The sequence below is a fragment of the Caballeronia sp. BCC1704 genome (assembly GCF_902833455.1).
Classification (GTDB): Bacteria; Pseudomonadota; Gammaproteobacteria; order Burkholderiales; family Burkholderiaceae; genus Caballeronia.
Genome location: NZ_CADFFT010000003.1, coordinates 776,714 through 797,967, shown reverse-complemented (window position 1 = coordinate 797,967; position 21,254 = coordinate 776,714). Strand labels below are relative to the sequence as shown.

General features: G+C 65.1%; 21 protein-coding genes. 3 read left to right on the top strand and 18 right to left on the bottom strand.

Annotated features, from left to right (window positions below):
• Positions 1-195: 195 nt before the first annotated feature.
• The 4 genes from HWX53_RS19230 to HWX53_RS19215 form a co-directional block, all read right to left on the bottom strand.
• Positions 196-2,652, bottom strand: coding sequence for a glucose/quinate/shikimate family membrane-bound PQQ-dependent dehydrogenase (locus HWX53_RS19230; protein ID WP_175943750.1), 2,457 nt, complete (start codon positions 2,650-2,652; stop codon positions 196-198).
• 111 nt (positions 2,653-2,763) lie between these two features.
• Entirely contained in the window at positions 2,764-4,563 is a 1,800-nt protein-coding gene (locus tag HWX53_RS19225) for an HAD family hydrolase (RefSeq protein ID WP_175943748.1), read from the bottom strand.
• A 15-nt stretch (positions 4,564-4,578) separates the two neighbouring features.
• Positions 4,579-5,649, bottom strand: coding sequence for a glycosyltransferase family 4 protein (locus tag HWX53_RS19220; protein WP_175943746.1), 1,071 nt, complete (start codon positions 5,647-5,649; stop codon positions 4,579-4,581).
• An 18-nt stretch (positions 5,650-5,667) separates the two neighbouring features.
• The gene (locus HWX53_RS19215) at positions 5,668-6,753 is read right to left on the bottom strand and encodes a glycosyltransferase family 4 protein (protein ID WP_175943744.1); all 1,086 of its coding nucleotides are present in this window, start codon (positions 6,751-6,753) and stop codon (positions 5,668-5,670) included.
• A 124-nt stretch (positions 6,754-6,877) separates the two neighbouring features.
• Between HWX53_RS19215 and HWX53_RS19210 the strand changes: the two genes are divergently transcribed.
• Positions 6,878-7,303, top strand: a complete 426-nt coding sequence (locus tag HWX53_RS19210; protein WP_175943742.1) for a CBS domain-containing protein — start codon at positions 6,878-6,880, stop codon at positions 7,301-7,303.
• Between the two features lie 21 nt (positions 7,304-7,324).
• Here the strand turns inward: HWX53_RS19210 and HWX53_RS19205 are convergent, their stop codons facing one another.
• On the bottom strand, positions 7,325-7,561 hold the full coding sequence (locus tag HWX53_RS19205) for an MARCKS-like protein (protein WP_175943740.1): 237 nt from the start codon (positions 7,559-7,561) through the stop codon (positions 7,325-7,327).
• A 138-nt stretch (positions 7,562-7,699) separates the two neighbouring features.
• On the opposite strand from HWX53_RS19205, the gene HWX53_RS19200 reads away from it, so the two are divergent.
• Complete coding sequence (locus HWX53_RS19200) at positions 7,700-8,662, top strand: alpha/beta hydrolase (RefSeq protein WP_175943738.1); 963 nt, start codon at positions 7,700-7,702, stop codon at positions 8,660-8,662.
• A gap of 6 nt (positions 8,663-8,668) precedes the next feature.
• Here HWX53_RS19200 and HWX53_RS19195 read toward each other — a convergent pair whose 3' ends face one another.
• The 6 genes from HWX53_RS19195 to HWX53_RS19170 are packed head-to-tail and all read right to left on the bottom strand — an operon-like array spanning position 8,669 to position 12,089.
• Entirely contained in the window at positions 8,669-8,962 is a 294-nt protein-coding gene (locus HWX53_RS19195) for a PRC-barrel domain-containing protein (protein WP_175943736.1), read from the bottom strand.
• On the bottom strand, positions 8,962-9,324 hold the full coding sequence (locus HWX53_RS19190) for a hypothetical protein (protein WP_175944040.1): 363 nt from the start codon (positions 9,322-9,324) through the stop codon (positions 8,962-8,964). The genes HWX53_RS19195 and HWX53_RS19190 overlap by 1 nt, the downstream gene beginning before the upstream one ends.
• Positions 9,324-10,544, bottom strand: coding sequence for an Nramp family divalent metal transporter (locus HWX53_RS19185; protein WP_175943734.1), 1,221 nt, complete (start codon positions 10,542-10,544; stop codon positions 9,324-9,326). Before HWX53_RS19185 ends, HWX53_RS19190 begins: the two co-directional genes overlap by 1 nt.
• Positions 10,541-10,960 (bottom strand): hypothetical protein, encoded by a 420-nt coding sequence (locus HWX53_RS19180; protein ID WP_175943731.1) that lies wholly within the window; start codon positions 10,958-10,960, stop codon positions 10,541-10,543. The genes HWX53_RS19185 and HWX53_RS19180 overlap by 4 nt, the downstream gene beginning before the upstream one ends.
• 41 nt (positions 10,961-11,001) lie before the next feature.
• Positions 11,002-11,736 (bottom strand): LrgB family protein, encoded by a 735-nt coding sequence (locus HWX53_RS19175; RefSeq protein WP_175943729.1) that lies wholly within the window; start codon positions 11,734-11,736, stop codon positions 11,002-11,004.
• Positions 11,733-12,089 (bottom strand): CidA/LrgA family protein, encoded by a 357-nt coding sequence (locus HWX53_RS19170; protein WP_175943727.1) that lies wholly within the window; start codon positions 12,087-12,089, stop codon positions 11,733-11,735. Before HWX53_RS19170 ends, HWX53_RS19175 begins: the two co-directional genes overlap by 4 nt.
• Before the next feature lie 162 nt (positions 12,090-12,251).
• On the opposite strand from HWX53_RS19170, the gene HWX53_RS19165 reads away from it, so the two are divergent.
• Positions 12,252-13,361, top strand: a complete 1,110-nt coding sequence (locus HWX53_RS19165; protein WP_175943725.1) for a nucleoside hydrolase — start codon at positions 12,252-12,254, stop codon at positions 13,359-13,361.
• A gap of 37 nt (positions 13,362-13,398) precedes the next feature.
• Here the strand turns inward: HWX53_RS19165 and HWX53_RS19160 are convergent, their stop codons facing one another.
• From HWX53_RS19160 to coxB, 7 genes are all read right to left on the bottom strand, one after another.
• Positions 13,399-14,655 carry a glycosyltransferase family 4 protein gene (locus HWX53_RS19160; protein ID WP_175943723.1) on the bottom strand — a complete coding sequence of 419 codons (1,257 nt, stop codon included), beginning with the start codon at positions 14,653-14,655 and terminating at the stop codon, positions 13,399-13,401.
• Positions 14,656-14,977: 322 nt separating this feature from the next.
• Positions 14,978-16,228: a cytochrome c gene (locus HWX53_RS19155; RefSeq protein WP_244140202.1), complete on the bottom strand. Its 1,251-nt coding sequence runs from the start codon at positions 16,226-16,228 to the stop codon at positions 14,978-14,980.
• A 79-nt stretch (positions 16,229-16,307) separates the two neighbouring features.
• Complete coding sequence (locus tag HWX53_RS19150) at positions 16,308-17,291, bottom strand: cytochrome c oxidase assembly protein (RefSeq protein WP_244140184.1); 984 nt, start codon at positions 17,289-17,291, stop codon at positions 16,308-16,310.
• Positions 17,285-17,611, bottom strand: a complete 327-nt coding sequence (locus HWX53_RS19145; RefSeq protein WP_175943719.1) for a hypothetical protein — start codon at positions 17,609-17,611, stop codon at positions 17,285-17,287. The genes HWX53_RS19150 and HWX53_RS19145 overlap by 7 nt, the downstream gene beginning before the upstream one ends.
• Positions 17,612-17,620: 9 nt before the next feature.
• Positions 17,621-18,265, bottom strand: a complete 645-nt coding sequence (locus HWX53_RS19140) for a cytochrome c oxidase subunit 3 (RefSeq protein ID WP_175943717.1) — start codon at positions 18,263-18,265, stop codon at positions 17,621-17,623.
• A complete protein-coding gene (ctaD, locus tag HWX53_RS19135; RefSeq protein WP_175943715.1) occupies positions 18,262-20,223 on the bottom strand; it encodes a cytochrome c oxidase subunit I in 1,962 nt (653 codons plus the stop codon). Before ctaD ends, HWX53_RS19140 begins: the two co-directional genes overlap by 4 nt.
• Positions 20,220-21,176 carry a cytochrome c oxidase subunit II gene (gene coxB / locus HWX53_RS19130; RefSeq protein WP_175943713.1) on the bottom strand — a complete coding sequence of 319 codons (957 nt, stop codon included), beginning with the start codon at positions 21,174-21,176 and terminating at the stop codon, positions 20,220-20,222. The genes ctaD and coxB overlap by 4 nt, the downstream gene beginning before the upstream one ends.
• Positions 21,177-21,254 lie beyond the last annotated feature (78 nt).

Sequence of the window (21,254 nt, the reverse complement as noted above, 5' to 3'; positions counted from 1 at the left end):
AGCAGCTCATGAAAGGGAGCGACGTGGGCAAGCGGGCTACCTGTCGTTCGCTGCCGCGCACTTACCTTGGCTTCGACTTGCGCAGCGCGCCCGGCAACTTTCCATCACATGCGCCCGCGATTCCCCAGCGTCACCTGAACCGCCGAGATCGCTGTCGCCCATCACCACGCACGACAGCGATCCCCCGCCAGCCAATCACCGCTTCTCCGGCAACGCATAAGCAATCACATAATCCCCGAGCTTGGTCAAAAACGACCCATGCCCGCCGGCCGCGATCAGCACGTACTGCTTGCCGTTCGCCTCATACGTCATCGGCGTCGCCTGTCCGCCGGCCGGCAGACGGGTGTGCCACAACTCCTCGCCGGTATCGGTGCTGAATGCGCGCAGATAGTCGTCCGACGTCGCGCCGATAAAGAACACATGGCCCGCCGTCGTCATCGGGCCGCCGAGCATCGGCATGCCCATCTTGAACGGAAGCGGTATCGGCGATGCATCGCGCGTCGTGCCGATGCGCTTCTTCCAGATCACTTTGTTCGTCTCCAGATCGAGCGCCGACACATAGCCCCAGGCCGGCTGCTTGCAAGGCAGACGCAGCGGCGAGAGGAACGGATTCAGCGTCACACCGAACGGCACGCCGTACTGCGGCTGAATGCCCGTTTCCGCGCCAGTGCCCGACTGTCCGGCCTGCGGCGGCTCCATCGGGTTGTTCGGTCCGCGCGGAATCAGCTTCGAGACGAACGGCAGCGCAATCGGGTTCGCAATCGCAATGCGCCGGTCCGTATCGACGGCAAGCCCGCCCCACTCGAACATGCCGAGATTGCCCGGGAACACGAGCGTGCCTTGCTCCGACGGCGGCGTGAACGGCCCCTCGTAGCGCAGCCGATGAAAGATCACACGGCACACGAGTTGGTCGTACATCGTCGCGCCCCACATGTCCGCGCCGGTCAGGTTCTTCTGCGGCCGGTAGGTGAGTTGCGAGAACGGCTGCGTCGGCGACAGGCGATCGCCCTGTGCCGCGCCCTGCGGCACCGGCTGCTCGGGCGCCGGAACGATCGGCTTGCCGGTGCGGCGGTCGAGCACGAAGATGTTGCCCGTCTTCGCCGGCGCATAGATCGCGGGAACGATGTTGCCGTTTGAATCCTTGATATCCGCGATGGTCGGCTGCGCGGGCAAGTCCATGTCCCACAGGTCATGGTGCACGGTCTGATAGAACCACGCGAGCTTGCCGGTCGATGCATGCAGCGCTAGCAGGCCGCTCGCGTAGCGTTCCTGTTCGGGCGTGCGATTGCCGCCCCAGATGTCCGGCGTCGAGACGCCCATCGGCAGATACACGATGTCGAGCTGCGCGTCGTAGGCAGCCGGCGCCCACGAGTTCGGCGAGTTCATCGTGTAGCTGTGCTGATCGCTCGGAATCGCGTTCGGGTCGCGCGCGCCCGGATCGAACGCCCACAGCAGCTTGCCGGTGTCCACGTCGAAGCCGCGAATCACGCCCGAGGGCTCGCGCGTGCCGTAGTTGTCCGTGACCGACCCCGCCATGACGATGACCTTCGACGTGATGATCGGCGGCGAGGTCGGCTCGTACATGCCCGGCGTCTTCACCGGCTGCAGATGCTGCAAGTCGAGCATGCCGTTCGCGGCGAAGCCCGCGCAACGCTGGCCGGTCGCGGCATCGAGTTCGAACAGACGGCCGTCGTTCACCGGAAGGATCACGCGGCGCGCGCACGCCGGCAGCGACGACAGGTTGTTCGTCTGACGCGCCTGCGCGGCGGCGGGCGTCTCATAGTAGGAGACGCCCCGGCAGGTCACGTGCTGAAAGCTCGGGTCCGGCTTCAGGTCCGGGTTGAAGCGCCATTTCTCCTTGCCCGTCGCGCCGTCGAGCGCAATCGCGTTCTGGTGCGGCGTGCAGAAGAAGAGCGTGCCGTCGACGGCGAGCGGCGTCACCTCATCGGTGATTTCGAGCGGATCGTGCGGGCCTTTCATGTCGCCCGTGCGGAAGGTCCACGCTTCTTGCAGGTTCCCGACGTTCTTGTCGTTGATTTGCGAAAGCGGCGAATAGCGCGTGCCGTGCTGCGAATTGCCGTAGGCGAGCCAGTCGCCCGGACGGCCGCCGGTCGCGGCAGGCGCAGCCGAAGCACCCGACGCCTGCGCGCTCACCGTGCCGCTGACCTCTTGCGGATCGTTGAACACGGCATACACGAGTGCGATGCCGGTCAGAACGAGCGCCGCGCCGAGCGCGAGCCCGCCGCGGCGCACCGGGTTCATGTACAGGCGATACGTGAAGGGCAGCAGCAACCAAATCCCGACGATGACGAGCACGTCCAGACGCGGCGCGAGTGCCCAGAAGTCGAAGCCCGCTTCGGCGACCGCCCATATCAGCGTGCCGAAGAGCAGCACCGCGTACACGATCAGCGCGAGGGTATTGCGCCGCCAGATGAGCCACGCGACGGCGAGCATGAGAATGCCCGCGACGACGTAATACGGCGAGCCGCCGATGGCGACGAGCCATATGCCGACGCCGGCCAGATACAGCCCCGACAAAGCGAGAAACAGCACAGTGACCCATTTGACGACAGGCGACGGCGATCGCGTGTTCGATGGCGATGGCGACGACGGATCGGCGGGCGACCGCGCTGGCGGCGAGTTCGTATTCATTCAACACCTCTGCTTAGAGCACCTTCAGGGACATGCGACGCGAACGGCGGCTGGCATCGAACCTTCGCCGATGCCAAGCGCGTTACACGATACGCGACGCAGTGCAGCAATTTATGCGCCATCGCCGTCTTTCGATCCCGGCGCGAGGATGTTCGGCAGTACCGGATTCTCCGGCTGCGTGTAGCGCTCTTCGACGGCCTTTCGGATCGCTTCGATGCTCTCCTTCGCCGAAAGGCCCTCGTCGGCTTCGACGGCTTGCGCTTCGTCCGCAAGGGACGTATCGCCGATCACGTCGCGGAACCAGGTCGAATAGTCGCCCTTTCGCAGATGAAACATCCAGGTCTCCTCATCGACGCCTTCGGCGAGTTCAAGAAAGAGCACGAGATTGTGCGCGCGCAGGTTCAGCTTGTCCTCGGGGCCGCGGAAGTAGAAGCTGCGCTCCGGAATCAGCATGCCTTCCGCATACTTGCGCACATGACGGCGACGCTGCGTTTTCGCGGGCTCGACATGCACGACGACCGGCTCGTCCCAGCCGCCGTCGTCCGCCTTGCGACGCCACACGAGCGCCTGGCCGGGCTTGATGTCGTCGGGCAGCGCGCCGGGCGCATCGTGGCCCGCCGCGCGCGCAAACTCTTCGAGCGACGTCTGCGCGCCCGGCCCCGCGCCGATGAACATCGTCACGCGATCCAAAAGGCGCGGCGAAAGCTGCTCCGGATGCACGGTGACGAAAAGCGCGGGCGCGAGTTGGTCTGGCAGCACTTCGTCGGCCGGATTGATGCTCGCGGGGAAGAAGTGATGCGCTTCGTCGAAGAGCATCCAGTGCGGGCGGCCGGTGAGCGCGCGCGACTTCTGCATGTGCGCGAGCACACTCGCGCAGTACGCGGGCCGGTCCGCGAACGTGACGCGCATGAGGTTCACGAGCACGGACTGGCTCGGCTGATGCAAAAGCCGCGTGATGTCGTCGGCTTTCGGCGCGGTCTCGGCATCGCCGATGGGCAGCGCGTTCTCGAAGGTATCGAAGTCGCCTTCGGGATCGAGCGCGCAGAACTGGTAGCCGGCCGCCACGAGCCGCTCCATGAGACCCGTGATGAGCGTGGACTTGCCGCCGCCCGATTGCCCGGCGATCAGCGCAACGGTCCGCTGCGGCGCGAGCGTTTCAGCTTCGCCCTCTTCTTGCTGCGAATCGCCGTTGACGCGCGCTCCGAGCAGCACGTTGCGCCGCGTGACGCGCTCGCTCGCGGCGGCAAGATCGTCGGCGAGAATCGCGTCGATCAGTTCGGTCACGCCCGCGCCGCATTCGCTCTTCAGCACGATATCCGCATGCGACTTCAGCGCGGGAATCGCGTTGCTCACCGCCGCCGACATCTCGCATGCATCGAGCAGCGGGTGATCGTTCTGCGCGTCGCCCACGCCCACGGCATTGCGCGGCGACAGCGAGAGCTCATCGAGCGCGGCGAGCAGGCCGCTCGCCTTGCTGACGCCCGGCGCGAGCACCATCACCGCGTCGCCGTTATAGACGACGTGCAGATCGAGCCCAAGATCGCGAATGGCGGCGTGCGCCTGTTCGTCGTAAGGCCGCACGGTCGCGACGAGCGTCTGGCTCACGCCGAGATGACGCACGCCGGCCTTCTTCATCGCCTCGACGAACGCGGGCGGCGGCGGCGGCGCGAGCAGCTTGCGCTCGCGTGTGACGGGCGAATAAATCACGCCGCCGTTTTCCGCGACGATCAGCGTGAAACGGTCGACGCGGTCGCACAGCGTGAGTAGATCGTCGAGCTCGCGGCCCGTGACGAGAATCATGTGACGCCCCGACGCGCGCAGGCGGTCGATGGCGTCCCACGTAGCGTCGGAGACGCGGCCGTTCTCGGCGAGCGTGTTGTCGTAATCGCTGGCAAGCACCATGAATCGCATGCGCGTGTCCTCTCGTTAAGCGTCCTGTTCGATGAGCGACGGCGGCGCGCAACGCGCCGCGCGGGCATCGACGAGACGCTGATACACATCGACGTAATCGCGCGCCATGCGCTGTGCCGTGAAGCGCCGCTCGAAGGTCTCGCGACAGCGGCGGCGATCGATCTCCGGCAGACGCGCGAGCGCTTGCACCGCTTCGTCCTCGTTACGCACGACAAAGCCGTTCACGCCATCCTCGATGATTTCCGGCACCGAGCCGCGCCCGAACGCGATCACGGGCGTGCCGCACGCGAGCGCCTCGATCATCACGAGGCCGAACGGCTCCGGCCAGTCGATCGGAAAGACCAGCGCGCGCGCTTGCCCGATGATGCGGCTCTTGCCCGCATCGTCCTGCTCGCCGACGTATTCGATCAGCGGCGCTTCGACGAGCGGCGCGACCGCGCTCTCGAAGTACGGACGGTCGGCTTCATCCACTTTCGCGGCGATCTTGAGCGGCATGCCCGCTCGACGCGCGATGCGAATAGCCGCATCCGGTCCCTTGGCCGGCGCGATCCTTCCGACGAACGCGAGATGGTCCCCCGCGCGTTCATGGAACGGATACAGCGTGTCCGGCAAGCCGTGATACACCGTGCCCGCCCACGCGAGCCACGGCAGCGGCGCGCGCTGCGCGTTCGAGATGGAGACGAGCGGAATATCGGCGAAGCGGCGGTACATGGGCTCCAGTCCCGGCACGTCGAGCCGCCAGTGCAGCGTCGTCACATGCGCGCACTGCATGCGGCGCGCGAACGGAAAGCTCTGGTAATCCGTGTGGAAATGCACGATATCGAAGTGCTTCGACGCGGCGACCACGTCTTCGAGCATCGCGAAATGGAAGGCTTGCGGATCGGCGGTGTCCTCGACGAGCCGCACGGCGCAGTCGCTTCCCGCGACGAGCTTCGCGCTCGTGCGCGAGTCCGCGCTCGCGAAAAGCGTCACGTCGTGACCCAATGCCACGAGTTCTTCGCTGAGATAGGAGACGATCCGTTCGATGCCGCCGTAACGTCGTGGCGGCACACTTTCATAGAGCGTTGAGACTAGAGCGATGCGCATGGTGGTTCGTGTCGAAGGTCAGGCTTCCAGCGCGTCGGTATCGGCGGCGGCGATAAAAGCGTCTGCGCTCGCGCGGCTTTGCAGCAGATCGTGATACACCGCGAGATAGTCGCGCGCCATGCGTTCGGCAGAGAAGCGCTGCTCGAACGTCTTGCGGCAGCGGGCGCGGTCTATCGCGCCAATCTCGCGAACGGCGCGCACGGCTTGGTCCACATCGTCGACGATCAAGCCGTTCACGCCATGCTCGATGACTTCGGGCACCGCGCCGCGCCTGAACGCGACGACCGGCGTTCCCGATGCCATCGCCTCGATCATCACGAGGCCGAACGGCTCTTCCCAGTCGATAGGAAAGACGAGCGCACGTGCGTTCGCGAAGAGCGCGCGACGCGTCTCGCCGCCCACTTCGCCGAGATATTCGACAAAGGACTCCGACTCCGCGATGAGCGGCCAGATCGTCTCCTTGAAGTACGCGCGCTCGCCGGGATGCACGGCAGCGGCGATCTTGAGCGGCAGCCCCGCGCGACGCGCGATCTCTATTGCGCGGTCAATGCGCTTTTCCGGCATCACGCGGCCGACGAAGAGCAGATAGTCGCCGCCTTCGCGCGAATAGCGCATTTCATCGAGCGCAAGGCCGTGGTGCACGGTCGCCCGCCAGTTCGCGTGCGGCGCGCCGCGGCGCTGGCTGTCGGAGATCGAGACGAGCGGCGCATTCGCGAAGGTCTCGAAGAGCGGACCGTGATCGGCGGGAAGAAGACGCCCGTGCATGGTCGTGAGGGATGCGCATGCGAGAAAGCGCTGCATCGGCAGATGAATGGGCTCGGTGTGAAAGTGAATCACATCGAACTGCGATGAACGTTCGATGACAGCTTCGAGCTGACGCAGGTGATGGCTCGTCGTATCCCACACGCGTTCATCGCGCCAGAGCGCCGTCGGCGCGCTCGCGTGCAAGCGGGCGCGCGTTCTCGAATCCGCCGTGGCGAACAACGTGACTTCATGCCCGAGGGCGACCAGTGCTTCCGTCAGATAAGAAATGATGCGCTCGGTGGCGCCGTATGCGATAGGAGGGACGCTCTCGTAGAGCGGTGCGACCTGTGCGATTTTCATTGTGCGTTCCGCATTGACCGTATGCGATTCGGTTAGCAATCAGCAGGCCGACGCGCGCGCGCCGGGCGAGACAACGGCACGCTGCATGCTGCATCGGGAGGCGCCATGCAACGAGGAGGAAGTCATGACCAAGGTAGCCGAAGTAATGACACGCGGCGTGCAGACCATCGCACCCAACGAGAGCATTCGCCGCGCAGCCGAACTGATGGACGAACTCAATGTCGGCGCGCTTCCGGTGTGCGACGGCACGCGCCTGAAGGGCGTCGTGACCGACCGCGACATCGTGGTGCGCGCGGTGTCGGTGGGCAAGGAGTCGTCGTGTGCGGTGCAGGACGTGGCGAGCGAACCCGTCGAATGGTGCTTCGAAGACGACGAGATTCACGACGCCATGCGCAGAATGGAGCAGTTGCAGATTCGCCGCATGCCTGTCGTGGACAGCGAGAAAAACATCGTCGGCATGCTCGCGCTCGGCGATATCGCGATCTATTCCGACGGGGAAGTGTCCTCGACCATTCAGGCCATCTCGACGCCTTCCGTACCCGACAGATAAAGACACATAGCGGCGTTCGACCTACAGCGGATTGCCGTCCTCAGGCGTCTTCAGGCGATCGCTCTCGCTCTGCGAGCCGGGCGGCGTGCCGGGTTTGGTATCGGGCGTCGCGTCCGGCGCGCGGTCTTCGGTCGGGCCGCGCTTCGGGTCATCCGCCGGGTTCGTCGGGATGTTTTCGTTGTGGCCGGGAATCGGCTGGCTTTCGATGTGGCCATTCTCCGATACGGCGCTTCGCGGGTCTTGCGTTTTCTGGTTCATGGTCAGATCTCGCTGAGTGGATGTCGCGTTCAACGGCAGCAAGCACCGTTCCGAGATTCGGGAACCGCTAGGGGCACGGCCTTTGCTCGCCCACTTGCTTCGTGCGCTTCGCGCTTCAATTGAGACCATCGGGGAAACATGCCTCAGACATCATCCAGCGCCTTGTCATCGGGCAAACTGCTTGCCGGCTCCGTCGCGGCTGCATCGCTCGGCGTGGCCGCGTGGGCCGCGCTGCGCGCGCGCCGCGCCGAGCGCGATCATCCACCCGTCGGGCGCTTCATCGACGTGGACGGCGTGCGTCTGCATTACATCGACGAAGGCGAAGGCCCGGTCATCGTGCTGTTGCACGGCAATCTCGTCATGCTGCAAGACTATGTGGCGAGTGGACTCTTCGACCGGCTCGCGCAACGGCATCGCGTGATTGCGTTCGATCGTCCCGGCTTCGGCTTCAGCGAACGTCCGCGCGATCGCGCATGGACGCCGCAGGCGCAGGCTGCGCTCTTTCAACAGGCGCTCAAGCGCATGGGACTGACGCGGGCGGTCGTGGTCGGGCAGTCGCTCGGCTGTCTCGCCGCGCTTTCCATGGCGCTCGATCCGCGCATCGACATTCGCGGGCTCGCGCTGATCAGCGGCTACTTCTACCCGAGCGCCCGCTTCGACGTGCTGCTCACCGCGCCCGCCGCGATACCCGTCATCGGCGATGTGATGCGCTACACGGTCTCGCCCATTGCCGCGCGGCTGATGATCGATCCGAACCTCCGCCTGATGTTCGCGCCGCAACCCGTGCCGGACGTCTTTCGCGAGATGCTGCCGCGCGAGTTGCTGCTGCGTCCGTCGCAAATGCGCGCCATCGGCGAGGACGCCGGCTACATGGTGCCGGCGGCGCATGACTTGTCGCGGCGTTACGGCGAAGTGAGCGTGCCCGTGCGCATCTTCGCGGGACAGGACGACACGATCGTCGATGCGGATTCGCAGTCGGGAAGGCTGCATGAAGACATCGCGCAGAGCACGATCACCGTGGTGCCGAATCGCGGGCACATGCTTCACTACGATGAAGCGGGCCGCATCGCCGATGCCATCGAGGCCATGGCCATCGAGTGACGCCGATCAACGCGCCTGTTCGCGCAGGCGCGGCTGCCGCATGTCGGCCCAGTCGAGCTTGTCCCACGCGACATCGAGCGGCTTCTGCGCGAGCCTCTTGCGCAAGGACGCAGGCGAAAGCGCCATCGCCATCCAGCGCATCACGCGACTCGCGAAGCCGTGCGTCTCAATGCGCACCGCGGCGATCACGCAGTCGCCGCCGCGGTCCTCGGCCAGCAGCGCGGAGATGCGGCCGACGCGCCGGCCATCCATCGCGGTGACGCGCAGCCCGACGAGTTCATCGAGATTGACGGTCTGCATCAGCGCGCTCCGGGAATGCGGTCGATGGTCCGCTCGCGAAGCCAGCGTTGCCAGTCGTGCACGGGCGTGTCGTCGGCATCCACGTCGAGTTCGATATCCACGGCGACCTTGCGCACGTCCTTCCACGCAATGCGATACGGCGTGGTCTTGTGGCCCGCGCCGATACGCGCGAGCAACGCGCACATCAGCCGATGCGCCCGCCTGCCGAAGCGCCGCGCCATGACGACCGTGCCGGTTTCGATGAACACGAGCCTCGGCAGTTCGCCGTCGCGCAGTTCGGCGACGAGGCCATCCACGCGTCCCATACGCACGCCGTTCTTGTCGACGAGCTGCTTGTCGAGGATATCGTGCACGACGTCCATCATGTGCCTCCGAAGTATTCGAGCGGTATCGTGACGATGCCGAGCACGAACGCGAGCGCGGTAATGGCGATCACCGCCACGTTGGAGATCGGTCCGTTGCAATGCTCGCCCATGTAGTGCTCGTCGTTCATCAAGACGATGAACGGCACCACCATCAACGGCAAGTTGACGGCGGTGAGCGCCATGGAGAACACCGTGAGCTTGAGCGGATCGGCGCCGGCGGCAATGGGCAACGCGCCGAGCAAAAGCGCGCAGGTATAGACGAGGCTGAAGCCGGGATTGTCGCGCGGCGGACAGTCTTGCCCCCAGTTCCAGCCGAACGCCTGCGCGAAGAGATACGCTTCGAGCAGCGCCACTTCCAGCGCCGCGCCGAGCGATGCAATGCCGAGCGACGCCACGAAGAGCACGAATCCCCACATGCCGAATGCATCGACGAGAAGCAGCGGCAGTTGATGGAAGTCTTCGACATCCAGAATGCCGCGCCCGTTGAGCACCTGCGCCGCGACGAGCAGCACGGCCGCCGAAATCACACCGCCGAACAGCATGCCCAGTGCGGCGATCGCGCGGTTGGGCCAGAGATAGCTGCGGTCCCAGCGGTCTTCGATTGCGCCCGACGAATAGAACAGGAAGAGCGTGGGCGAAAGCGACGCGCCCAGAATGCTCGCGGCCATGAACCAGTACGTCGCGGCATGTTCGTGCGGGCGGCTCGGCACCGCAGCGGCGGCCACCTGCGTCCATTCGGGCCGCAGCCGGATGATCGCGACGACGAAGCACAGCGTGACGAGGCCGAGCAGCGAGATGCCTTTCTCCAGCATGCCGAAGGTGCCGCGCCACAAGAACAGCCACGAGAGCAGCGCGACGGGCAGCGCCCACCATCGATACGAGATGCCCGTTGCGAATTCGAGCGCCACCGAGACGCCGCCTATCTCGGCGCTCAGTACGAGAAAGCTCACGATCACGGTCGAGATGAGCGGCAGCGCGAGCAGCTTGATGCCGAAGCGGTCGCGAATGCCATCGACGATGGTGTGTCCGCTCACCGCCGCGAAGCGTCCCGACATCTCGGTGAGGAACGCGATGCAGACCGTGCCGAGCACGATGGTCCATAGCAATTGATAGTGAAACGCGGCGCCGGCCTGCGCGGCAGTCGACATCTCGCCCATTTCGAGGAAGCCGCCGACGCTCGTCACGATGCCGAGCGATATCTCCAGCAGCTTCTTCATGACGCGTCACCGGCTTGCGCGCGCAGCCACGCGTCGAGGCGTACGGCTGCGTCATGCATCGTCGAGCGCGCTTCGGTGACGCGCGCGCGGTCGCCGGAATCGAGCGCGGCGCGCGCCTTATCGAAGGCGGCCTGTACCGCGTGAACCTGCGAGGCGGCATCGGCGGGCGCGTGCGCGCGTTGCAGGTCGCCCGCTATCTTGCCGATCTGTTCGCTGGCCGAATCGACCGAGCGTGTGGCGTACGACGACGGCGAGCTGCCGTCGAGCCACGAGTCGATCCACTGCGACGCCGAGCGCGCATACGACAGCACGATGCGGGCATCGGAGGCGGCATCGTCGGATGACGAACACGCGGCGCATGCCAGCGCGAGCGCGACAACGAGCGGCGCGAGCGGCAGTGAACGGAAGGGCTTCATGGCGCCGCAGCGAGCAAGGCGCGTTCCTTCGTCGCTTCCGTTCAGAGCCAGCGCACCAGCACGGGCACTAACACCGGCACGAGAAACGAGGTGAGTATGCCGTTGAGCCCCATGCCGAGCCCGGCGAACGCGCCCATCTGCTGGCTGACCTGAAAGGCGCGCGCCGTGCCGATGCCGTGCGACGCCACGCCGAGCGCGAAGCCGCGCGCTTCCGGCTCCGCGACGCGCAGCGCGTTGAGAATCACGCGCGCGAACACGGCGCCGAACACGCCCGTCGAGATGACGAGCACCGCCGTCAACGACGGAATGCCGCCGATGGACGTCGCCACCGCCATCGCGATGGGCGTGGTGGCGGACTTCGGCGCGAGCGATGCAATCGTCTGCCGCGATGCGCCGAGCCACGACGCGATAGCGACCGCCGATACGATCGCGGTCATCGACCCGGCGAACAGCGCGACGAAAAGCGGCGCGGCGAGCCGCCTGAGGTTGCCCAGTTGCCGGTAGAGCGGCAGGGCCAGCGCAACCGTCGCGGGCCCGAGCAGAAAGTGCACGAACTGCGCGCCTTCGAAATACGTCGGATACGGCGTGCCGCTGATCTGAAGCACCGCGACGATCAGCGCCACCGCAATCAACACGGGGTTGGCCAGCGGATTGAAGCGGCATCGCGTATAGACGGATTGCGCGATCAGATACGCAAAGAGCGTGATGGTCAGGCCGAGCAGCGGCGAGGCCGCGAGGTAGACCCATATCGCGGTGAGCCGTGGGATCGCGCTCATGACCGTTCGTCTCCCGTCTGGCGGCGCATCAGCGCGCGCATCACGATGGCCGTCACGCCGATGCCGAGCGTCGTGCTCACGATGATCGCCAGTACCACCGCCACGAGATCGCCGCGCACGGCGCTCGCGGATGCCATGATGCCGACGCCCGCCGGAACGAAAAGCAGCGAGAGATGACGCAGCAGTTCGTTCGCGGTCGGCTCAATGGTATCGGCGGCGCGCGGCCGCGCGATGACAAACGCGAGCAGCAGCAACATGCCGACGACCGGCCCCAGCACGGGAAGCCGGAACACATACGAGACGCCTTCCCCGAAACACTGGAAGAGCAGCAGCACGGCAAGGGAAAGAAGCATGGCGGGACCTGTCGACGTTCATTGCGCGGTGTGCGATGCCAGCAAAGTGCGCTCCCGCAGGCATCGACGATCATGCCTCCGAACGCAGTGAATGCTCCTAGAATGAATCAGGCCGCTTGCCAGCGCGGCCATCCAGAACGTTCAAACACAAGGAGACACACCATGGCGCCCCGCAGACTGCTTCCGCTGATTCCGCCGCTTCTGTCCTGCCTCGTGGCCGCTTGCGGCGGCTCGGATCATCACGATGTCTACAACGACGCACCGAAGGTCATCATCGATTCCGACTTCAACACGATGGGCGATGACGGCCAACTCTTCGCGATGACGAGCCAGTTGATGGGGCAGGGCAAAGTGAATCTGCTCGGCCTGTGCGTCGTGACGGGCAACGACTGGCTCTTGCAGGAAGAAGCCGATGCGCTGAAGGCTGTCGAGCGCATGGGCGTGCAGAACCGGGTCGGCGTGTACGCCGGCGCGAACTATCCGCTTCAGTACGATGTCGCGAGCATTCGCGCGCAGCAGGCCGCGAATCCGAATGGGTACTTCGGCGCGTGGATGCGCCCGGAGCCCACCGACGCGTCGCAACTCACCGCGCCCCCCGACGGCTTCGCGCAGTCGACCAAACTGCAAGCGGAAGCCGCCGCGGACTTCATGATCGACACGATCAAGCGCTATCCGAACCAGGTGACGATCATCGAAGTGGGACCGCCGACGAACCTCGCCACTGCCGTCAAGAAGGCGCCCGAGATCGTGCCGCTCATCAAGCAGATCGTCTACATGGGCGGCGCCATGAACGTGCCGGGCAACGCGAACGCCGTGGGCGAACTGAACTGGTGGTTCGATCCGGTGGCCGTGCGCACGCTGTTGCAGACGACCATTCCGCAGCGCGTGATTCCGCTCGATGTGACCAACACCGTGCCGCTCACCGAAAGCATCTACAACCAGATCGTCAATCCGCCGACGGGGCAGACGGCCGTCACGAAGGTCTATGCGGTGGAGAACTCGAATGCTTTCGCGAGCCATACCGATATCTACGACACGCTGACGATGCCTTACTTTCTCGACCCGACTTACGCGACCGAAACGCAGAGCGCGTACCTCGATATCGACACCACGCCGGGCGAAAATCAGGGGCACGTGCGCGTGTATCCGGACGCGCCCGCGCCCGGCGCATCACCGCTCAAGATCACCTATGTGACGAAGTACGACAACGCCAGGTTCTTCAACCTGTACGTGAACTTGCTGACGAGTCCGGTGCCCGTGAAATTTCAATGACCGATGAAGAATGACCGATGACCGCGTTGCGCGGTCATCAATCCATGTGCGCCTTGGGCGTGATGGCGGCGGCGACCGGCTCGGCGCTTCTCGTCATCGCGCCTTCGAGCGCGCTACGGTAGATGTCGAGATACGCGTTCACCATCGTGTCGGGGTTGAAGGTATCGGCGTGTTTGCGCAGCCGGTCATGCACCGACGGCTCTTTCAGCAGTTCGATGGCTTCGCGGATCTTCTGGATGAGCGTCTCCGGCCGATCCATGTCGAACACGAGACCGGAACGCGGTTCAATGACTTCGGGAATGCCGCCCCGGTTCGCGCCGACCACGGGCAAGCCGTGCGAGTACGCTTCCACGATCACGCGCCCGAACGGTTCGTGCCAGATGGAAGGGACGATGAGAATGTCGATGCTATTGAGAAAGTCGCTCGCCTTCACGTGTCCGAGAAACTGCACGCGCGGGTCGCGATACTTCGTCTTGAGCGATGCGATGTAACCGGCCTCGCCATTGCCGCCGAACGCGAGCGTCCAGTCGAGCGTGTGATCGGCCGAGAGTTGTTCGAGCACGACCTCCGAGCCTTTGTCGCGCGCCACGCGCCCGAGCACGCCAAGGCGCACCGGGCCGCCTTCGTAACGCCGCTTGTTGACGAGCGCCGCGCTGTCGGTGCTCGGGATATAGCAATTGCTCACGACCGCCGTGCGCGACGCATGCGGAAAATAGCCGTTCTCCAGATGCTTTTGCAACACGAAGCGGCTCACGCCGATCGCCACTTCCACGCGCGCCGACGCGCCGCGCTTCGGCGCCGAATACAGCGCGCAGGACGCGCACTGCCGCTTGCAAGGCTCCGCGTCCGAGAACATTGTCGTGGACGGGCACATCAGATAATAGTCGCGCGCGGTATGCACGATCGGCACGCCCGCGTTGCGCGCCACGCGCCATACGTCCACGGAGAGACAGGCGAGATTGCTGGTATGAATGACGTCCGGCTTTTCATGCGCGATGATGCCCGCGAGCTTGCGCGACATCACGACGTTATAGACATCGAGCGCGTGCCAGGCGAATCTCGCCACGCGCGAGCGCTTTTTTGGCCGATGCGGCCAGTACAGATTGGCGTTGCGCAGACGATAGACCTTCACCCCGTTCAATTCGGAAATGCTGTCCGTGCCCGTACCGGTCGCGCAGGCGACGCTGACTTCCATGCCGGCTCGCACGAGACCCTCGGCGAGAAGTTGCGTCGATACCTCGGCCCCACCGACCTTGTCCGGGTAATACAACGTGTTGACGATGAGAATTTTCACGGCGTTAGAAGTGATGTTGTCGTTCTTCTAGAGGCACCCTGGCTGTCACCCGTGAGGCGATGCGGCAAGGGCGAGGAGTGCGCTAACTGTGGTCGTCTTCCCCCGAAGACGAACTCGGAATCCACAGGTCCACGTTTCGCTCTTACTCGTAAGCAAGAGTTTAGGATAAGCCAAAAAGCTTGAGAAGGCTCAAAGCGAAACGTAAGGAAATGCAAGCCGTATTTAGTGGAACGAAGTCTTTTTGTCCGATCTTATATCGGCAACCTTGTCTCATCGAAGCGTCCGACGAATCCGCATGATTTACTCGTGAATGTAACCGCCGTTACTTATGTATCTTGCTACGAAAGGACGCAACATCGTTCGTGGTGACAGGCCGCGCGTCGTTGCCCCACGACGAGCGAATGTAAGAGAGCACTTGCCCGATCTGCAAATCTGACAGACGGCCCGCGAAGCCCGGCATGTTTTGCCGCGGCGGCCCGTGAACGGTGTCCGGGCTATTGCCGCCTTCGACGATCAGCCGAATGAGCGAAGTCGTGTCCTCGCTGATGACGGCGGGGTTGCCCGCGAGCCTCGGAAACGCCTTCGGCACGCCCTGTCCCGTATCGAGGTGACATTGCGCGCAGAAGGTCGCGTAGACGGCCGCGCCCTGACCGGGCGGCTTATCGGGCGCGCGCGTCTTGAGACGCCCCGGCGGCGCGAGCGAGGGATCGAACGTGCCATCGGCGGCGCCGGTCGCGGGCAGCGTCTTCAGATACGTGGCGATGGCGGTGAGATCGTCGTCGTTCAGATACTGCAGGCTGTCCTCGATGGTCTGCACCATGGTGCCGAACGCGATCGTCTTGTCGCCGCCATGACCCGTCTTCAGGAACGACGCGATCTCCTCTGTCGACATGCGCCCGAGTCCCGATCCCGGATCGCCGCGCAGATTCATCGCGTACCAGTTGTCGGTGACCGCGCCCGAGAGATATGTCTTGGACGATTCGTCGTAGCCGCGCTCCTGATACGCAAGCCCGCGCGGCGTGTGGCAGGCTCCGCAATGGCCGGGCCCTTGCACGATATACGCGCCGCGATTCCATGTGGCATCGCGCTCGGGCCGCGGCTCGTACACCTTCTTCGGCGCGATAGCCCATCGCCACACGCGCAGCGCCCAACGCTGATTGAAGGGAAACGACACGTCCGTTGGCGGCGGCTTGTAATGCACCGGCGGCACGCCGTGCATCATGTACGCGTAGAGCGCGCGCAAGTCGTCTTCGTTCATCTTCACGAAGGACGCATAAGGCATCGCGGGATAGAGTCCCTTGTTGCCTGGCGCAACGCCTTCGCGCATCACGCGGACGAAATCTTCATAACTGTATTTGCCGATGCCGAGCTCGGGATCGGGCGTGATGTTGCTGCTGTAGATGGTGCCGAACGGCGAATTCACGCCGAGGCCGCCCGCGTACGGCGCGCCGCCTTTCGGCGCGGTGTGGCAACCGGCGCAGTCGCCGATTCGCGCGACATACGCGCCGCGTGCGATGAGTTCGGGCGAGGGCGCCTGTTCCGCCGCCTCCGCGACATTTGCCGCGACCGCCATGACCATGACGAGCGATGCGGCCGCGATGCCTCGCATCGAAAGCGATGTGCGCAGGCGGACTCTCGTGAACGAGCGCATGTCAGGACTCCTCGTGCGCCCGCAGGCGAGTGGTTGACGCCGCCGGGCGCGCGGCGGACGTGGCGCGCGTGGCGGGCGCAAGCGTCGATGCGGGCCGCCTCGCGAGCCAGTGCGCGCCGACCAGCAGCCCGCCGACGAGATAGGCGAGCCCGCCCGGCACCCACATCACGAGTCCGCCGAGTTGCTGATCCTGCAGCGGATCGAAGCCGAGCGCGAGCGTGCTTTCGATGCACGACGGATACCAGACCTCGGGCGCGAGCGTCAGCAACGCGCCGAGCGCGCCGGTGTGGACCATCGTCGTGAAGAGCGACAGCATCGCGTGCGCGCTGTGGGAGCGCGAGCCGTCCTCCGAGGCGGGACGAAACACGGTCCACCAGAAAAGCAGCGCGGTGCCGAGAAAGCTCGTGTGTTGCAGCGTATGAATGCCTTCGCTGGCGAGCGCGGCTTCGAAAAAGCGCGGCGCATGCCAGCACCACAAGGCCGCCGCATGCAGCACCCACGCGACGGCAGGCATGGTCAGCCAGCGCCACGGCGTGTTGATCCACGCGCTGCGCGTCGCGGCGCTGATCGCTTGCCGCGCACGCGGAGGAAAGGCCCACAGCCACACCGCGAGCGGCCTGCCGATCACGAGCAACGGCGCGGCCACGAGCATGAAGATCTCATGCTGGAGCATGTGCGCCGAAAAGAGCGCCTCGCTCAGACTATGCAGCGGCGACACGAGCGCGATGACGAGCGCGATCCAGCCGGTCACGAACGAGACGAGACGCAGCGCGCGATCGCGGCGGCCGCGCGCCCCGCGCACGCGAAGCCGCGCATAACCTGCGAGATAGAGCCCGATGCTCAACGCGAGACACGCGACGACCCACGGCTCGAGCGTCCAGCCGAAGCTCGCCGGGACGCTGCTCGCGCCGGCCGAGACCGCGTGAGCGCACGCAGCATCGGCGAACGTGACGGCGGCGACGCCCGCGGCCGTCCTTGTCAACAAGCGGAAAGCAGCCATTGCGGTAGCGAGATGAAGATGATGCCGATCGACGAGAGCGTGCCCACTCCCGTCGCCACGACGGCCATGAAGCCTGCGCGCGAGCGCAGCGCGGGCGAGGATGGATCGGCCTCGCGCCCCGCGCTGCGCCAGCGGCCGAAGGCGAGCAGTGTCGAGAGGACGCTTACCGCGAGGCTCGCCACGCTTATGCCGTGCATCAGAAGCATGCTTTGCAAATGGCACGACGGCTCGACGAGCGCGTAGTTCAGGCTCAACAAGCCGAGGAGGACGGACGGTGCGAAGAGGAGGGCGGGCCAGGTCAGCATGATCGGGATTCAAAAGCGGGGCGCCCAGTAAATGACGCCGTAAATCGGCAGCCAGCTTAGTACGACGAAATACCAGTACACGGCGTTCTCGCTGACGTCCACGAAGCGCTTGCCCTCGAACGGGCCGGTGAAGAGCAGCACGGTCAGCACGGCGGTATCGATGAAATCGGTGACGAGGTGCGTCGTGTGCAGGCCGAGCAGCAGCCACACCACCGAGCCGTACGCATTGGTGTACCAGTTGACGTTGAGCGTCGCGAATTCGAAGCCGCGCAACACCATGAACACGATGGTCGCGATGAGGCACACCGTCATCCACAGCTTCGCGCGTCCGCGGTCGAAACGCTCGGCGGCGCGCTTGGCGAGCTGGTTCGGGAGCATGCTCGCGAGCAGCACCACCGTATTGAGCGTGCCCCAGCGCAATTCGGGCGCGGACGCGGCCATCGGCCAGGCGGGCGCATGCGTGCGCAGATAGAAGTACATCATCACCGCGATGCCGAAGACCGTGCCTTCGATCAGCATCAGCCCCGCCGTGCTCCACCACATGACGCTGCGATGCCCGAACGCGAAGGTCGGGAGCCCGCGCACGTCGAGTTCGGTGACGTTCGCTTCGTCGGGGCGCGTCTGCGCGTTCCGAAGGTTGCTGGCGGTACTCATGGGCGCTGCTCCCGTGCGGCTGCGAACGCATTGCTCGACCGCTTCGGCCAGAACCACGCGATCATCGCCGCGGCGACCGGCGGCGAGCCCCACACGATGGCCCACGGCGAATAGATCGAGCCGATGAAGAGAATCGTCGTCACCACCGCGCTGATGAACGGCCAGATGGAAGGCGACGGAAAGAGCGGTCGATGGTCCGGCTTCGCATCGAGCACGCTCGTCATCAGCACTTCGCGCGCATCGGCCGCCAGTCCGCCGACGAAGCGCGGCTCGCCCGCTGGTTCCCACAGCGGATCGCGTCCGTGCACGACCGGAATCGCGTCGAAGTTATGCGGCGGCGGCGGCGACGGCACGCTCCATTCGAGCGTGCCCGCGCCCCACGGATCGGCAGGCGCCGGTTGTTTGCTTCGCAGCGTCAGCACCACATTGACGATGAAAAGCAGCACGCTCACCGCGATGATCCATGCGCCGATGGTCGACATGAGATTCATGCCGTCCCAGCCGAGCCCGTGCGGATACGTCCAGACGCGGCGCGGCATGCCGTGCAGACCGAGCAGATGCATCGGAAAGAAGGTGACGTTGAAGCCGATGAAGAAGAGCCAGAACTGCCAGCGCCCGAGCCGCTCGGACAGCATGCGGCCCGCGAATTTCGGGAACCAGTAGAAGAACGCGCCGAAGAGCGGAAACACGGCGCCGCCCAGTAGCACGTAGTGCAGATGCGCCACGACGAAGTACGTGTCGTGCACTTGCAGGTCCAGCGGAACGGAGGCGACCATGATGCCGGTCATCCCGCCCATCACGAGAATGAAGAAGAACGCGAGCACGAAGAGCAGCGGCGTGCGCAGGTTCAGGCGGCCGGTCCAGAGCGTGCCGATCCAGCAAAAGATCTGAATGGCCGATGGAATCGCGATGGAGAGGCTCGCCGCCGTGAAGAAGCTCTTGCCGAGCTCCGGCAGATTCGTCGCGAACATATGATGCACCCACAGCCCGAACGCGAGAAACGCGGTGGCGATGAGCGCGAGCACCATCGCGGGATACCCGAACACCGGGCGGCGCGCGAAGGTCGGAATGATCGACGAGATGAAGCCCAGCGGCGGGATGAAGACGAGGTAGACCTCCGGGTGTCCGAAGAACCAGAAGAGATGCTGCCAGAGCAGCACGTCGCCGCCCTTCGCCGGGTTATAGAAGTGCGTGCCGACCAGCCGGTCGAGAATGAGCGCGGTGCTGCACAGCATGACCGAAGGCATCGCGAAGATCACCATGAACTGCGTGACCAGCGTGGCCCACACGAAAAGAGGCATGCGGTTGAGCGACATGCCCGGCGCGCGCATCTTGAAGATGGTGCTGATGAGGATGACCGCTTCGATCAGGCCGGAGAGTTCCGTGAACGTGATCATCTGCGCCCAGATGTCGGAGCCCTTGCCCGGCGAGTAGTCGGGGCCCGCGAGCGGCACATAGCTGAACCAGCCGGCGGCCGGCGCGCTGTTCACCGCGAGCGAGGCGAACAGCAGGATGCCGCCGAAGAGAAAGACCCAGTACGCGTACGCGTTCATGCGCGGGAACGCGACACTTCGCGCGCCGATCATGAGCGGCACGAGGTACGCCGCGACTGCCTGCATCACCGGCACGGCGAAGAGAAACATCATCGTCGTGCCGTGCATCGTGAAGAGTTCGTTGTACAGGTTCGGGCCGATCAGCCGCAGATCGGGCCGCGCGAGCTGCATGCGCATGGCGAGCGCGAGCAGGCCCGCGAGCACGAAGAACGCGAACGTCGTCACGATGAAGCGGCGCGCCACCGTCTTGTGATTGATCGCCGACAGCGCGCCGATGAAGCCGGGCGGATCGCTCCACGTCGCGGCAAGCGTTTCGCGCACAGCGGGCGAGGCGTGCGGACCGTCGACGGGACGGGAGCCGTTGTCATCGGCCGGGCCGAAGCGGGAAGAAGCGGGCGCGCTCATTTGAGAGTTCCGAGCCAGACGACGAGGGCCTGGAGATCGCCAGGGGCGAGTTGCGTCGCCGGCATCATGACGCCGGGCTTGAGGGCGGGCGGATTGGTGATCCACGCCGCGAGGTTGTGCGCGTTGTTGACGAAGGTGCCGGCCGCAATCGTCTGCCGGCTCGCCAGATGCGTGAGGTCCGGGCCTACCGAGCCGTTGGCCGGCGTGCCGCGCACCGTGTGGCAGCGGGCGCAGTCGCCGTTCAGAAAGACGTCGCGTCCGTGCATCGCGAGTGCGTCGCTCGACGTGCTCGCCGTCTGCCGTTGTTGCGCGGCCCACGCTGCATATTGCTCGGGCGGGTCGGCGACGACCGAGAACGCCATCATCGCGTGCTCGTAGCCGCAGAATTCCGCGCACTGCCCGCGATACGTCCCCGCGCGGTCGGCGCGAAACGTGATGGTCGAGTCCTGGCCGGGAATCATGTCCTTCTTGCCATGTAAATTAGGCACCCAGAATGTATGTATAACGTCCGCGGCCTTCAACGATACGACCACCGGCCGGCCGACCGGCACATGAAGCTCGTTTGCGACCGCGAAACCATCGGCGCCGCCTTCGGGCGCGTAGCGCGCCTGCCACCACCATTGATAGCCGGTCATTTCCACGTGCAGCGCGTTGTCGACCGGAAGCCGCGACAAGGCGCGATCGGTGACGACGTCGGCGATCAGCAGGCTGACCAGCCCAAGCGCCGACAAGACGGTCCCCACGATCACGAAGCGGTGGATGCCGCGCTCCGGCCGCTCGCGCTTCGTCATGTCGGCGGGCGTCGTCTGGTTGCCGCGCGGCGCGCGCAAGAGCGCGAACATGCACGCGAGGAGCACGCAGGCGAACACTACGCAGCAGACAGTCAGCGTGATGTGCCATAGCTCCAGGACGCGACTTGCCTGGATGCCTGCCGGACTAAGAGCGCTCTGCATGGCCGTTTGTTTGATTGTGCGGAGTTATGGTTTTCATACGGCTCGGGACGTATTCGTCCGTTCAAGCAATAGACATTC

Coding starts and splice junctions, on each gene's coding strand:
- HWX53_RS19215 (WP_175943744.1), bottom strand. CDS start 6,753: ATGAAAATCGCACAGGTCGCACCGCTCTACGAGAGCGTCCCTCCTATC.
- HWX53_RS19210 (WP_175943742.1), top strand. CDS start 6,878: ATGACCAAGGTAGCCGAAGTAATGACACGCGGCGTGCAGACCATCGCA.
- coxB (WP_175943713.1), bottom strand. CDS start 21,176: ATGCAGAGCGCTCTTAGTCCGGCAGGCATCCAGGCAAGTCGCGTCCTG.
- HWX53_RS19220 (WP_175943746.1), bottom strand. CDS start 5,649: ATGCGCATCGCTCTAGTCTCAACGCTCTATGAAAGTGTGCCGCCACGA.
- HWX53_RS19165 (WP_175943725.1), top strand. CDS start 12,252: ATGGCGCCCCGCAGACTGCTTCCGCTGATTCCGCCGCTTCTGTCCTGC.
- HWX53_RS19190 (WP_175944040.1), bottom strand. CDS start 9,324: ATGGACGTCGTGCACGATATCCTCGACAAGCAGCTCGTCGACAAGAAC.
- HWX53_RS19145 (WP_175943719.1), bottom strand. CDS start 17,611: ATGCTGACCTGGCCCGCCCTCCTCTTCGCACCGTCCGTCCTCCTCGGC.
- HWX53_RS19185 (WP_175943734.1), bottom strand. CDS start 10,544: ATGAAGAAGCTGCTGGAGATATCGCTCGGCATCGTGACGAGCGTCGGC.
- HWX53_RS19225 (WP_175943748.1), bottom strand. CDS start 4,563: ATGCGATTCATGGTGCTTGCCAGCGATTACGACAACACGCTCGCCGAG.
- ctaD (WP_175943715.1), bottom strand. CDS start 20,223: ATGAGCGCGCCCGCTTCTTCCCGCTTCGGCCCGGCCGATGACAACGGC.
- HWX53_RS19230 (WP_175943750.1), bottom strand. CDS start 2,652: ATGAATACGAACTCGCCGCCAGCGCGGTCGCCCGCCGATCCGTCGTCG.
- HWX53_RS19175 (WP_175943729.1), bottom strand. CDS start 11,736: ATGAGCGCGATCCCACGGCTCACCGCGATATGGGTCTACCTCGCGGCC.
- HWX53_RS19200 (WP_175943738.1), top strand. CDS start 7,700: ATGCCTCAGACATCATCCAGCGCCTTGTCATCGGGCAAACTGCTTGCC.
- HWX53_RS19140 (WP_175943717.1), bottom strand. CDS start 18,265: ATGAGTACCGCCAGCAACCTTCGGAACGCGCAGACGCGCCCCGACGAA.
- HWX53_RS19155 (WP_244140202.1), bottom strand. CDS start 16,228: ATGGCGGTCGCGGCAAATGTCGCGGAGGCGGCGGAACAGGCGCCCTCG.
- HWX53_RS19180 (WP_175943731.1), bottom strand. CDS start 10,960: ATGAAGCCCTTCCGTTCACTGCCGCTCGCGCCGCTCGTTGTCGCGCTC.
- HWX53_RS19170 (WP_175943727.1), bottom strand. CDS start 12,089: ATGCTTCTTTCCCTTGCCGTGCTGCTGCTCTTCCAGTGTTTCGGGGAA.
- HWX53_RS19195 (WP_175943736.1), bottom strand. CDS start 8,962: ATGCAGACCGTCAATCTCGATGAACTCGTCGGGCTGCGCGTCACCGCG.
- HWX53_RS19205 (WP_175943740.1), bottom strand. CDS start 7,561: ATGAACCAGAAAACGCAAGACCCGCGAAGCGCCGTATCGGAGAATGGC.